Consider the following 12,849-nt stretch of genomic DNA (forward strand, 5'->3'; position numbering starts at 1 on the left):
GATGAAAGCAAGTGAAATCCGTTCCAAATGGCTGCAGTTTTTTGAGAGTAAAGGCCACAAAATCGAGCCCAGCGCATCGCTGGTGCCCCATAATGACCCTTCGTTACTGTGGATTAACGCCGGTATGGCGCCGCTGAAGGCTTACTTCGATGGCCGGGAGATTCCTGAGAATCCCCGCCTGGCCAACTCGCAGAAATGTATCCGCACCAATGATATTGAGAATGTGGGCAAGACGCGCCGCCACCACACGTTCTTTGAAATGCTGGGGAACTTCTCCATCGGCGACTACTTTAAAGAAGAAGCGATCACCTGGGCTTGGGAGTTCCTGACCGGCAAGGAATGGATCGGCTTTGATCCGGAGCGCATTTCCGTGACGGTGTACGCCGAGGATGAAGAAGCCTTCAAGCTGTGGAATGAAAAGGTAGGACTGCCTGCAGAACGCATCATTAAGCTGGGAGATGAGAACTTCTGGGATATCGGCGAAGGCCCATGTGGACCTTGCTCAGAGATCTTCTACGACCGCGGTGAAGCTTACGGCAACGACATGAGTGATCCGGAAATGTATCCGGGCGGGGAAAATGAGCGTTGGCTCGAAGTGTGGAACCTGGTGTTCTCACAGTTCAACCATAACAAGGACGGCAGCTATACACCGCTTCCGAATAAGAATATCGATACCGGAGCGGGTCTGGAGCGTCTGGCTTCCATCCTGCAGGATGTCGATTCCAACTTCGACACGGATCTGTTCCAGCCGGTAATCCAGAAGACGGCGAAGCTGGCCAAAGTTACCTATAAAGACAACTTGGAGCAGGATATCGCACTTAAGGTGATTGCTGACCATATCCGTACCGTTACTTTTGCAGTAGGCGACGGAGTGCTTCCTTCCAATGAAGGACGCGGTTATATTATCCGCCGTTTGCTCCGCCGTGCGGTCCGTTACGGCAAGACGCTGGGTCTGGATCGTCCGTTCCTGTATGAGCTGACGGAAACCGTCGGTGAGGTTATGGGTGTGTACTATCCATCTATTGTAGACAACCGGGAGTATATCGCTAAAATCATCCGTACGGAAGAGGAGCGTTTCCACGAAACCTTGTCCGACGGTCTGGCCATTCTTGGCGAGCTTACCGCCAAGGCAAAGACGGAAGGCCTTGCTGCCATCGCTGGAGCAGATGCCTTCAAACTTTATGATACGTACGGCTTCCCGTTTGACCTTACGGAAGATTTTGCTTCCGAGCAAGGACTTACTGTTGACCGTGAAGGCTTTGATGCCGCGATGCAGGAACAGCGTGACCGTGCCAGAGCTGCCCGCCAGGATGGAGCCAGCATGAAGATTCAGGGCGGCGCGCTTGCTGAGCTGACGGTTAAAAGTGAATTTGTTGGTTATAATGACTTCGTAACAGAGTCAAAAATACTTGCTATTGTTGTCGGCGGTGAACTTGTCGATACAGCCGGTGAAGGTACCGAGTGCCAGGTGATTTTGGAATCAACACCGTTCTACGCTGAAAGCGGCGGACAGGTCAGTGACACCGGCCTGCTTACCGGAGGCTCTGTCACTGCCAAGGTAACCGGATTGTTCAAAGCACCGCATGGCCAGCATGTTCATCTGGTTACTGTTGAAGCCGGGGAGCTGAAGGTAGGCGAGAGTATCCGCGCGGAAGTAAACCGCGAGCAGCGCGAGGATATCGTGAAGAACCATACGGCAACCCACTTGCTGCATAAAGCGCTCAAGGAAGTATTGGGCGGCCATGTGAACCAAGCCGGGTCTTTAGTAGAAGGCGCACGTTTGCGTTTTGACTTCTCGCATTTCGGCGCAATTACGCCGGAGGAGCTGAGTGATATTGAGCATCGCGTAAATGCTCAAATCTGGCGCGGCCTGGATGTCGTGATCGAGAGCAAGCCGATTGAAGAAGCAAAAGCAATGGGGGCAATGGCCCTATTCGGTGAGAAGTACGGCAATGTGGTACGTGTCGTTCAGGTGGGTGACTACAGTCTTGAACTGTGCGGCGGCTGCCATGTGTCCAACACCTCGCAAATTGGAATCTTCAAGCTGGTCAGCGAGAGCGGCATCGGCTCCGGCGTACGCCGGATTGAAGCTGTTACCGGCCGTTATGCTTATGAGTTCACGGAGAGCCAGCTTGATCTGCTGAAGCAGTCAGCAGGCTTGCTGAAATCCTCCCTGAATGATGTGCCGAAGCGAATTGACGCACTGCATGCCCAGGTTCGTGAGCTTTCCCGCGAGAATGAGTCACTGCAATCCAAGCTGAGCGCTACCTTTGCGGCAGAGCTGACAAGCAGCGTGAAGACAGTGGGCGGCGGTACACAGCTGCTGGCTGTTGCTGTTCAAGCCGGCAATATGGATGCCCTGCGCTCCACGGCCGATGAATTGAAATCCAAGCTGCCTGATGCTGTACTTGTGCTGGGTGCAGCGATGGACGATAAGGTCAACTTTGTAGTCGCAGTACCTCAGGAGCTGGTGAAGAAAGGCTTCCATGCCGGCAAGCTGGTCAAAGAGGTTGCTGCGGTATGCGGCGGCGGCGGCGGTGGACGGCCGGATATGGCCCAAGCCGGCGGTAAAGATGCCTCCAAGCTTGGCGAAGCACTCGTTAAGGCTGAAGAGCTGGTAGCTTCACTGGCGTAAACATCAGGCTACAGGGGTTCCCAAGGTAGCTGTCAACTAACATTAAGGCAGATCAGCCCTAGGCTGATACGCTGCCTGCGAACAAGGTAAAAGCATGTGAGACAGAGAAGCAGCGGTACTGAGTGCTCCATATCAGTGCCGCTGCTTTATTCAAAAAAATAAAAAGTTTTGAATTTTTGCGAATATTCGCCTTTCATGGTATTCTGCAATAGCTTAAAAGCCAAAAAAATCTATATTAATGTAGATAAAATGCCAAAAAAAGCGTTATTATTGTGGCAGGATTTCCTCGTTGGGGCATGAATATGTTATGATGAAGGCAGCAAGTAAGCTGTACAGCAGCAACTTTGCGAAGCTGCCCTTTTAGGGTGATTTTGCAGAAGGAAGGTGTCACAAATGGACTCCATGGACAAAACGGTTAAATTCAATGTGAAGGGCGATGAAAAGGAAGCTTCTCCTCAGGAAATCTTGCTCGCCGTATACGACGCGCTCGTGGAGAAAGAATATCATCCGATCAATCAGATCGTTGGATATCTTCTTTCCGGAGATCCGGCTTACATTCCGCGCCATAACAATGCGAGAAGTTTGGTCCGGAGGAAAGAACGTGATGAGCTGATTGAGGAACTGGTCCGTTTCTACCTTGCCAATCATCGGGTGGATCAGCCGAAATGAAGAAGCTGGGTCTGGATTACGGCGACCGTAGAATCGGAGTCGCCACAAGCGATATTTTCGGATGGACAGCCCAGGCTCTAGAGACGATTGAGCGCCGCGGAAACGGGAATGAGTTCGAACGGATCCGCGAACTGGTGAAAGAGCACGAAATTGGAGAAATTGTGGTTGGGCTTCCGAAAAATATGAATGGCTCAGTTGGACCGCGTGGTGAAATCTGTATAGAATTCGCCGGCCAGCTGCGGGAACAACTCGAATTACCCGTACACCTTTGGGATGAGCGTCTGACGACAGTATCCGCTGAGCGGGTGCTGATTGAAGGGGACGTCAGCCGGAAGAAACGCAAAGGGATTGTGGACAAAATGGCCGCAGCCTTGATTTTGCAAAATTTTTTGGATGCTAACAGTAAAAGGTGAGGGGTGCGCGGATATGACAAACGAGCAGATCGGCCAAGAAGAAGAACCGGAAATTATCTATATTCCCGATGAGGAAGGTAATGAAGAGGAATTTGAGGTCATCATGAAGTTTGAAGTCGACGGTTCGGATGCAAAGTATATGATGGTGGTTCCACTCGATTCCGAGGATGAAGAGAGCGATGAGGTGTATGCGTTCCGTTACGAGGAAGATGGCGACGACCTGCAGCTCTTCATGATCGAGAATGACGAAGAATGGGCCATCGTTGAAGAGACTTTCAATACTTTAGTAGACGAATTGGACGGAGGAGCCGAGAATGACTGATTTTTCCGCCGAACAAGCGGTATGGACATCTAAGCTCAAAGAAGTATACGGAGAAACAGTGGAACTGGAAGACGAGCAGGGTAAATCTTCCGTTTACGATATTATTGCCGAGTTTGAAGTCGGTGACCGCGCATATGCGGTGCTGACCGGTTCCGGAAAAGACGCGGAGCAGGAGATTCTGCGGATTGTAGTTTCGCCTGACGGTCTTCCGGAGCTGGAGAGCATCGTTGACGATGAAGAGTGGGAAGATATTTCCGAGCTGTACGATGAGCTGACTTTTCCCGCAGAGGACACGGAATAAGCATCTTTATCTGTATGCAACATTATGTTGAGCATGAAGAGGGCGGAATTTTCCGCGCTCTTTTTGCTTGATATACGACCATAAAAGGTTGATGCAGCGTTCTCATGAAATTTATGTTGAATTTAAGACAATACAATTTTATACTTTATAGTCGGAAAGTGAGGAGTCACATTTGAAAGCCGCAATCCGCGCTGTGCTCATTATTATCCTTTTGCTGGCATTGGCAGGAGGGGGAGGAGCATGGTATATCTGGAATGGCATGCAGCCGGTAGAGCCTGCAGGGCCAGCCGTCACGTTTACGATAGAGAAGGGCATGGGGAGTGCGGAAATCGCCAGCCTGCTCGAAGATAACGGCATTATACGTAACGGAATGTTCTTTAGGGGATATCTGAAATGGGTCAAGGAAGGGTCAAGCTTCAAGGCAGGCACCTATACGGCAAGTCCAGGGGACACCTATGATGAGCTGATTGCCCGGCTGAATGCCGGGGATGTGGTGAAGGAAGATACGGTGGTGTTCACCATTCCCGAAGGATTCACGGCGAAGCAGATAGCTGAGAAGCTTGCAGAGGCTTGGAACCAGCCGGCTGATGTGTTTCTGAAAATGATGAACTCGGGGGCGGGGCTAACTGCGGTAAATACGCTGAAGATTCCCGAGGACGCTAATTTACGGCACCGGCTTGAGGGCTATTTGTTCCCGGAAACGTATGAGCTGGCCAAGGACAGTACACCGCAAGAGGTTGTTGAAGCCATGCTGGAGCAGTTGACGAAGAAGCTGGACAGTATTCCGGACTGGCAGGCGCAGCTTGCGGAGCGCGGATTGTCGCTGCATGAACTGCTGACCGTAGCTTCTCTCGTGGAGCGGGAGGTAGTTGTGGACGAAGAACGTCCGCTTGTAGCCGGTGTTATTTATAACAGGCTGAAAAAAGGCCAGAACCTGGAGATCGACGCAACTGTCCAGTATCTGCTGGACAAGCAGAAGGAAAGACTGCTGAATAAGGACCTGAAGGTCGAAAGCCCGTACAATACGTACCGGAACCCGGGTCTTCCACCTGGCCCTATTGGAAGTCCAGGCCTTGCATCGATTCAGGCTGCGCTTGCGCCGAAAGCCTCAGAGTACTATTTTTATGTGACCAAAAAAGACGGCACGCAGGGACATCTGTTTGGCAAGACCTACAAGGAACATTTAGCCAATATCAAAAAAAGTGAACAAAATCAGTAGGAAACCTGTAAAATGAGAACTGTTGCCGTTCCAGGAATTCCAGTAGGCGTTTTAGGGTTTGAGGGGGAATTCTCCCTCTATTTTAAATAAATGATTATGAGCTGGGCGGATGAATTTAGGAGGAATCAACATGAATAACAAACCGGAGCTGCTGGCAACGGCGGCTTCCTTGGAAGAAGCGCGTGTATTGCTGGATGCCGGGGCAGATGCGCTCCTCATCGGGGATGACCGTTTCGGCATGCGACTTGCCGGACATTTCTCGCTGGAGGACACAGCGGCTGTCGTTAGTCTGGCTCACGGCAAAGGCCGCAAGGTCTATGCCGGTCTTGGCGGGCTGATGACGAACCGTCTGCTGGATGAGCTTCCTGCTTATGTGAAGGCGGTCGGTGAGCTTGGCGTTGACGGCATTGAATTCGGAGATCCAGCGGTGCTGGCGGCTGTGAAGCATGAAGCGCCGGGCATGAAGCTGCACTGGAATGCGGAAATGACCTCGACCAATTATGCCACAGCGAACTATTGGGGCCGCAAGGGAGCATCGCGGGTCGTTCTGGCCCGTGAATTGAATATGGATGAGATGACCGATATGGTGCCGCTGCTGGAGATCGAAGCCCAGGTACACGTCCACGGGATGACGAATATATATCATTCCAAACGCAAGCTGGTAGAGAGCTATATGTCGCATCAAGGCCGTCCGAGTGAAGGCGGAAGCCTTGGCAAGGAGCGCGGCTTATTCCTGATTGAAGCAGAGCGCCAGAATGAGAAGTTTCCGATTTATGAAGATGTCAACGGGACACATATTATGAGTTCCGACGATATTTGCATTCTGGAGGACCTTCATCTGCTGCTGGGTGCCGGAGTACACAGCCTGAAGATTGAAGGGCTGCTGAAGCCCGCTGCCTACAATGCTGCTGTAGTTAAGGCTTACCGACATGCGATAGACCTCTACACCGCTGATCCGGCAGGTTATGCGTTCCAGGAGGAATGGATGGACGGAATCCGGGCGCTGCAGGACCCTGAGCGTGAACTGACATTCGGCTTTTTCTACAAGGAACAGGTATATTAAAATATAAATAATGCAATGACTCAGCTTTTTAAAATAGCTTGTTGTTTAAGCAACATAAAGGTGTAGCAGTGGAGGGGAAGTTTGGAACTGTAGGAGCGATAGCGTACGCCTTTAGGTTTGGATTTCTACCGTGGCTAACGGTTCAAATCAGGAAATCCAAACCTAACAGTGGCCGGAAGTCCAAACATTCCCCGCAGCTGCGTCCAGCACCAGAATGGAAGGTTTTTAAGCTATTTAAACAGGTGAGGAATATGGAGGGGAGAACAGGAATGGGAACCATGACAAAGCCTAAGTTTAAGGGCAAACGTTACCGTCTGGACAAGCCGGAGCTCCTTGCTCCGGCGGGTAATCTGGAGAAATTGAAATTCGCCGTGCATTATGGTGCGGATGCAGTATATATTGGAGGCCAGAAATACGGCCTGCGCTCCGGAGCGGATAACTTCAGCTTTGAAGAAATGCGTGAGGGCGTGGAATTCGCCAAGAAATACGGGGCCAAGGTATTTGTTGCCACCAATATCTATGCCCATAATGAAGATATTGCCGGGATTGAAGAATACCTGCGCAATCTATATGAAGCCGGGATTGCCGCCATTATTGTAGCGGATCCGGCTATCGTCGACACCGCGCGGCGCCTGGTGCCGGGCCTTGAGGTGCATCTCAGTACCCAGCAGTCCACACTGAACTGGCAGGCTGTCTCTTTCTGGAAAGAGGAAGGTCTGCCGCGTGTTGTACTGGGCCGTGAGACCAGCCTTGAAGAGATTGCCGAGATCAAAGCACATGTGGACATCGAGATCGAGAGCTTTATCCACGGAGCCATGTGCTCCTCGTATTCCGGTCGCTGCGTGCTGTCGAATCACTTCACGGACCGTGACTCTAACCGCGGCGGCTGCTGCCAGTCGTGCCGCTGGAAATACGATCTGTTCGAAGATGCCCGTCCGGAAGGTGCCTGGGTATCTGAGGAAGAGCAGGCTGAAGCCCTTTCGTCCCCGCAGCCTCTTGAGCTTGGTGTAACCCAGCTTGCACTACATCAGCCGGAGGATAACCAGTTCTCGATGGGCTCCAAGGATTTGTGCATGCTGGAGAGCATTCCTGAACTGATTGAGGCGGGCATTGACAGCTTCAAAATTGAAGGCCGGATGAAGTCGATTCACTATGTGGCGACTGTAGTCAACGCCTACCGCAAGGCCATTGATGCTTACATGGCCGATCCGGAAGGGTATGAGCTGAAGCCGGAGTGGCTGGAAGAGCTGCAAAAAGCGGCAAACCGTCCGCTGAACACCGGATTTTTCTACGATACCCCGGATCATGAGGATCATATCTATGAGCCGGAGGAAAAAGCGGCTCCTTATGATTTTGCCGGACTGGTGCTGGAGTATGATGCCGAAAGCGGCATGGCTCTAATTCAGCAGCGCAACAACTTCAAGCCGGGGCAGGAAGTGGAGTTCTTCGGCCCGGACAACACCTTCTTCAAGCAGACCGTCGGAGAGCTGTGGGATGAAGAAGGCAACCGGCTTGACGTTGCCCGCCACCCGCTTCAGCGTGTCCGCTTGAAGGTAGACCAGCCGGTAGCTTATTTCGATATGATGCGGAAGAGAAAATAATTTTATTATTTATTTACAAGGGATGCTCTTATTTTTTTGAAGAGCATCTCTTTTTTTGTGCTCCCGCCAAAATTCGGGATATTCTCAGGAAATATAAAAAATTCTCTGGGAAATTGTAAAGAAAACTAAGAAAAAAGACCCAATATGCCGATATATATTCCGTGAACGCTTACATACATCTTCTAAACTAATTGGTAGGTGATGGTAATGGGGGCTCCCGAGCGTGAAAAAAGAGGAGAACAGCAGAAAGGGAGAAGGATGAGAGTGGGGAAGAACAAGAAGAAACCGGTGACAGTACAAAAAGCAGAGACAAACCGCACAAGTGAAACACAGACAGCAAGCAAAAGTAAGGTCAAGAAAGTGCGCGACAAGGTAACCCTTAAGGGGGTACTACATACTTCGGTGCGTCAGGTGAAAAGGGTCAACCCGCTGAAATCAGTTGGTGTCAAGCTGTTTTTGATTTTCTTGTCTTCAATTGTTATTGTGGTACTGCTCTTGGGACTGTTGTCCTATAACAAGGCCAAGAATACGATTAAAGATAATGTATCAGAAGCTAACCGGCAGACCATTATCCAGACCTCTGATAAGCTTGATATTCTTATCAAACAGTATGAGAATCTGGCACTGCAACTGTATTTTGATTCGAAAATGCAAAGTGATTTGACGGATTTGGCTTCCGCAAGTTCCAATTATGATAAATTTGTAGCTACCGATTCAATAAGCAAGAAGCTATCCAGCCAGACGACAACGGATTCGAACATTGTAGCTATTTCACTGATTCCGCAGTCAGCGGACTATAGTGTAATTACAAGCGGCAACTCCGGACTGAAAATGGATGGAATAAGAGATCAGGATTGGTATAAGACGGTTGTAGGCCGTACTCAGGAATATGAATATTATTACTCCAAGGAAACCAAAGCATCCCAGAACTACTGGTTCTCGACGGCCATTGAAGGTGATAAAGGGAAAAATATCGCGATGGTAAGATCCCTCAAAAACATGGGTTCCAATTCAGGCTATGTAATCATGCTTGAACTGAAAAACACACTGCTGGAGGAAGCCTTCAAAACGGTTTCCCTCGGAGACGGCTCACGGATTCAGCTTGTGGACCCGGATGGTATAGTAGTCGCTTCTAATGTACCTGCTGATGATGGGGTGGCTTCAGAGCTAGCCTTCATCAAGGAGAGCAAGAGCAACAACGCAAGTCAGGAAGCCAGTGATGCCGACGGCAAGGATGTGCTGGCAGTGTATAATCCCTTGACCAAGGCTGACTGGAAGCTGACCGGAGTGGTGCCTACCGGCGAGCTGGTGAAGGCAGCACGTCCGATTCTGTTCACGACTTATCTGGCGGCGCTTGCCGCAGCCGCGCTCGCGGTAGTGCTAGGGTTCTGGATGGTCCAGATGATCGCCAAACCGCTGGCACGCCTGAAGGATCTTATGGTTGAAGGTTCAAAAGGTGACCTGAGCGTGCGTACCGAATACGTATCTAAGGATGAGATCGGCGAACTGTCGGCCTCCTTCAATACAATGATGGAACGGATTACAGAACTGGTTGCACAGACAACGGACACAGCCCGTGAAGTGCTGGATACTGCTGGTGAGCTTGGTGAAGCTTCCCGCAAGACTGCCATTTCCGCGAAGGAAATTGCCGCTGCTACGGAAGAGATCGCCGGTGGTGCAGGAAGTTTGGCTTTGGAAGCTGAACGCGGCAATGAACTGACGGATCTGATCGCTACGCAGATGCAGAGCGTTATCGCTGCCAATGCCGAGATGGATGAGGCGGCCCGTGGTGTCGGTGAAGCCAGCGGACACGGAGCGAAGCAACTGGAAGAGCTGCTGAAGCAGACAGGCCGTACCGGAGAGATGACAACCGCACTGGTGGATCGTGTCAACGATTTGAAAGAAACGGTATTCTCTGTAATCAAAGTGCTTGATGTGATGAAGAACATTACACAGCAGACAAACATTCTCTCATTGAATGCAACCATTGAAGCAGCAAGAGCGGGCGAAGCAGGCCGCGGATTTATGGTCGTGGCTGGGGAAGTCCGGCAGCTGGCGGATCAATCCAAGCAGTCCATTGCCCTTGTAGCCGGGATTACCGATAAAATCATGGCTGAAATGAACGAGACAGTAACTGTGCTGTCCGAAGTTGCACCGCTCTTCAAGCAGCAGATGAGTTCGGTGAAGAGCACAAGCGATATCTTCGTATCGGTTAAGGGACAGATGGAGGATTTCATTACAAGCCTCGAATCAGTGACCGGAGCCATTGGAAGCCTCAATCATTCCCAAGGTGTCCTGTCGGATGCCATGGGCAACGTAAGTGCGGTAGCGCAACAATCCTCGGCCACTTCGGAAGAGGTAGCCTCACTCAGCAGCGAGCAGCAGAACGTGAGCGATCACCTCGTTTCGCTGTCAGGCAAGCTGGAGAGCGTTTCAACTCAGCTGAAGGATAAGCTGGCGCTGTTTACCATCAAATAAATCATTAGAGTTACGCAGGTTTTTGAGCCGATAAGGCCGTTTCTTCCATAGGAAGAAGCGGCCTTATTCCGCTTTAACAGGTTTCAATGCTTTGGTAAAGGGCTATGGAACCAATCTTCGAAGTTAACTTGGAACTTTGCGTGCTATCTTCTTGTACAACCACACACTAACACGTATAATGATTTTGTTAGGCAAATTGTTATGAATATAAGAAAAGTTAGGTAAACGCCATTGAAGGAGAAGGGCCGTATGAAGGGTAAACGCAAATACAACTGGTGGTCCTTTATCGGGGATATGAGCATGGAACGCAAGCTACTCCTTGTCTTTCTGATTATCATTACACTCCCGCTTTCTTTTATCAGTGTAATCAGCTTCAAGAGCTACTCCAAGTCCATTGAGTATAATACCATCGCTTATTCAGAAAAGCTGATTGATCAAATGATGGACGGAATTGATGACTACATAGAGGATATGAAACGAATCTCATCCATGCCCGCTTATGTAAACGATATCAAGCAGAACCTGCTGCGCTCGAACCGTTATTATGAGCAGAAGCAGGGCATGACGGGCGAGACGGACAGTTCGTCGATTGCACCCGGTGATTTTGATCTTTTGCTGTCTATACAGCGGGGGATCGAAGGAAATATATCCTTCATCAACAATATCAAACGGGGCACGAATTCCGTGTATATTTTTGACGGCTATGGCAACGGTTATTATTCGGCCAAAGACGGAGGCGTCCGGTTGGATCTGAAGCAAAGCTACAAGTTCTGGAGCGAGCAGGCCAAGTATTCCAGCGGGGAAGCACTGCTTTTCGGCACTCAGGCATACACAAGCAATCTGCAAAGCACCCGTTATGCGTTCACGGTTGTCCGTAAAATTGTCGACGGCCTGTGGAATCCAATCGGACTGATCGCGGTGGATGCCAATATCAGCAACATGGAAAATCAAGTTGCCGAACTGGATAAGGTTACGCACGGCAAGTCATTAATTGTGGATGAGAACGGAAAAGTTGTGTATGACAGCGATCAGAAGCTGCTGACGACGGATATTTCACACACGTTGCTGTACCGCAAGGCGCAGGGCAGCGCCGGGAGCTTCTACGATACGGTGTCCGGCAGGGATAGGCTGAATATATATTCAAGCTCCTCCAAGACCAATTGGAAGGTGATTATCTCCATTCCGGTCGATGAGTTGACCCGCGATGTGAAGCTGACCCGCAATGTGACCTTTGCTGCAACGCTGATTATCATTGTGCTGGCGTTGATTATTTCGATTATTTTATCCTTTGCTTTGACCAAACCGTTGACTCAATTGATTCAGCTAATGAAAAAAGTGCAGAACGGCGATCTTGATGTCACCTTCCGAGTCAAACGCCGGGATGAAATTGGCCTGCTGGGTCACCAGTTCAACCGGATGCTTGCCCGGATCAGGCAGCTGATCGAGGATATCTACCGGATTGAAGAACAGAAGAAGGAGGCGGAGCTGCAGGCGCTGCAGAGCCAGATCAATCCTCACTTCATTTATAACACACTGGAGTCTATCCGCATGACTGCAGAGCTTAATGACGATGTGGAAGCCGCCGACATGATCTCCATACTGGGCAAGCTGCTGCGTTACAGCACGAGTGAATTAACCGGAAAAACGACGATGAAGCAGGAACTGCTGTATGTGCGCAACTACGTAGAGCTGCTGGGCAGCCGTTATCCCGGACGTTTCCTGCTGGAGATCGATGTCCCGGAGGAGCTTAACGAATACTCCATCATTAAGCTGGTCTTCCAGCCGATCATAGAGAACGCTGCTTATCACGGATTGGATGACAGCAAGCCGCAGATGCATCTCAGCATTAAATGTGAGATTACGGAGCATAAGCTGCTGTTTCATATCAGCGATGACGGTTGCGGTATGGATCAGGACACGCTGGACAAGCTCAATGACAGACTGAAACGCGAGACACCTCGAAAGAAAAGCATCAATGGAGGAATCGGTATGAAAAATGTGCACCAGCGTGTACAGCTGCATTATGGTGCGGGTTACGGCATTGAAGTGTTCAGTGAGGCCGGGAAAGGGACGGATGTAATCTTATCCCTGCCACTGCTGGAGCCAAGCGAACGGACGGATGGCGAGAGCTAAGAGAGGGGGGAACAC

10 protein-coding genes are annotated in these 12,849 nt (G+C 50.4%); all 10 read left to right on the top strand.

What is annotated here, in order from left to right:
- The first annotated feature begins 1 nt into the window (after position 1).
- Positions 2-2,635 (top strand): alanine--tRNA ligase, encoded by a 2,634-nt coding sequence (alaS, locus tag ACAN56_RS20570; RefSeq protein WP_379145523.1) that lies wholly within the window; start codon positions 2-4, stop codon positions 2,633-2,635.
- A 393-nt stretch (positions 2,636-3,028) separates the two neighbouring features.
- Positions 3,029-3,304 (top strand): IreB family regulatory phosphoprotein, encoded by a 276-nt coding sequence (locus ACAN56_RS20575; protein WP_036696603.1) that lies wholly within the window; start codon positions 3,029-3,031, stop codon positions 3,302-3,304.
- On the top strand, positions 3,301-3,717 hold the full coding sequence (ruvX, locus tag ACAN56_RS20580; protein WP_038588101.1) for a Holliday junction resolvase RuvX: 417 nt from the start codon (positions 3,301-3,303) through the stop codon (positions 3,715-3,717). Before ACAN56_RS20575 ends, ruvX begins: the two co-directional genes overlap by 4 nt.
- Before the next feature lie 13 nt (positions 3,718-3,730).
- Positions 3,731-4,039: a DUF1292 domain-containing protein gene (locus tag ACAN56_RS20585; protein ID WP_038588104.1), complete on the top strand. Its 309-nt coding sequence runs from the start codon at positions 3,731-3,733 to the stop codon at positions 4,037-4,039.
- On the top strand, positions 4,032-4,340 hold the full coding sequence (locus ACAN56_RS20590) for a DUF1292 domain-containing protein (protein WP_038588108.1): 309 nt from the start codon (positions 4,032-4,034) through the stop codon (positions 4,338-4,340). Before ACAN56_RS20585 ends, ACAN56_RS20590 begins: the two co-directional genes overlap by 8 nt.
- A gap of 172 nt (positions 4,341-4,512) precedes the next feature.
- Positions 4,513-5,559: an endolytic transglycosylase MltG gene (mltG, locus tag ACAN56_RS20595; protein WP_379145466.1), complete on the top strand. Its 1,047-nt coding sequence runs from the start codon at positions 4,513-4,515 to the stop codon at positions 5,557-5,559.
- A 130-nt stretch (positions 5,560-5,689) separates the two neighbouring features.
- Entirely contained in the window at positions 5,690-6,622 is a 933-nt protein-coding gene (locus ACAN56_RS20600) for a peptidase U32 family protein (RefSeq protein ID WP_379145469.1), read from the top strand.
- Between the two features lie 269 nt (positions 6,623-6,891).
- Positions 6,892-8,223 carry a peptidase U32 family protein gene (locus ACAN56_RS20605; RefSeq protein ID WP_379145471.1) on the top strand — a complete coding sequence of 444 codons (1,332 nt, stop codon included), beginning with the start codon at positions 6,892-6,894 and terminating at the stop codon, positions 8,221-8,223.
- Positions 8,224-8,481: 258 nt separating this feature from the next.
- Positions 8,482-10,701, top strand: a complete 2,220-nt coding sequence (locus ACAN56_RS20610; RefSeq protein ID WP_038599062.1) for a methyl-accepting chemotaxis protein — start codon at positions 8,482-8,484, stop codon at positions 10,699-10,701.
- Between the two features lie 249 nt (positions 10,702-10,950).
- Positions 10,951-12,834, top strand: coding sequence for a sensor histidine kinase (locus tag ACAN56_RS20615; protein ID WP_379145474.1), 1,884 nt, complete (start codon positions 10,951-10,953; stop codon positions 12,832-12,834).
- The last annotated feature ends 15 nt before the right edge of the window (positions 12,835-12,849 follow it).

This window comes from Paenibacillus paludis (assembly GCF_042610515.1).
Lineage (GTDB): Bacteria > Bacillota > Bacilli > Paenibacillales > Paenibacillaceae > Paenibacillus_AQ.

Excerpts from the sequence above, each read along its gene's own strand:
- alaS (WP_379145523.1), top strand. The coding sequence starts at position 2 with ATGAAAGCAAGTGAAATCCGTTCCAAATGGCTGCAGTTTTTTGAGAGT.
- ACAN56_RS20575 (WP_036696603.1), top strand. The coding sequence starts at position 3,029 with ATGGACTCCATGGACAAAACGGTTAAATTCAATGTGAAGGGCGATGAA.
- ruvX (WP_038588101.1), top strand. The coding sequence starts at position 3,301 with ATGAAGAAGCTGGGTCTGGATTACGGCGACCGTAGAATCGGAGTCGCC.
- ACAN56_RS20585 (WP_038588104.1), top strand. The coding sequence starts at position 3,731 with ATGACAAACGAGCAGATCGGCCAAGAAGAAGAACCGGAAATTATCTAT.
- ACAN56_RS20590 (WP_038588108.1), top strand. The coding sequence starts at position 4,032 with ATGACTGATTTTTCCGCCGAACAAGCGGTATGGACATCTAAGCTCAAA.
- ACAN56_RS20600 (WP_379145469.1), top strand. The coding sequence starts at position 5,690 with ATGAATAACAAACCGGAGCTGCTGGCAACGGCGGCTTCCTTGGAAGAA.
- ACAN56_RS20605 (WP_379145471.1), top strand. The coding sequence starts at position 6,892 with ATGGGAACCATGACAAAGCCTAAGTTTAAGGGCAAACGTTACCGTCTG.
- ACAN56_RS20610 (WP_038599062.1), top strand. The coding sequence starts at position 8,482 with ATGAGAGTGGGGAAGAACAAGAAGAAACCGGTGACAGTACAAAAAGCA.
- ACAN56_RS20615 (WP_379145474.1), top strand. The coding sequence starts at position 10,951 with ATGAAGGGTAAACGCAAATACAACTGGTGGTCCTTTATCGGGGATATG.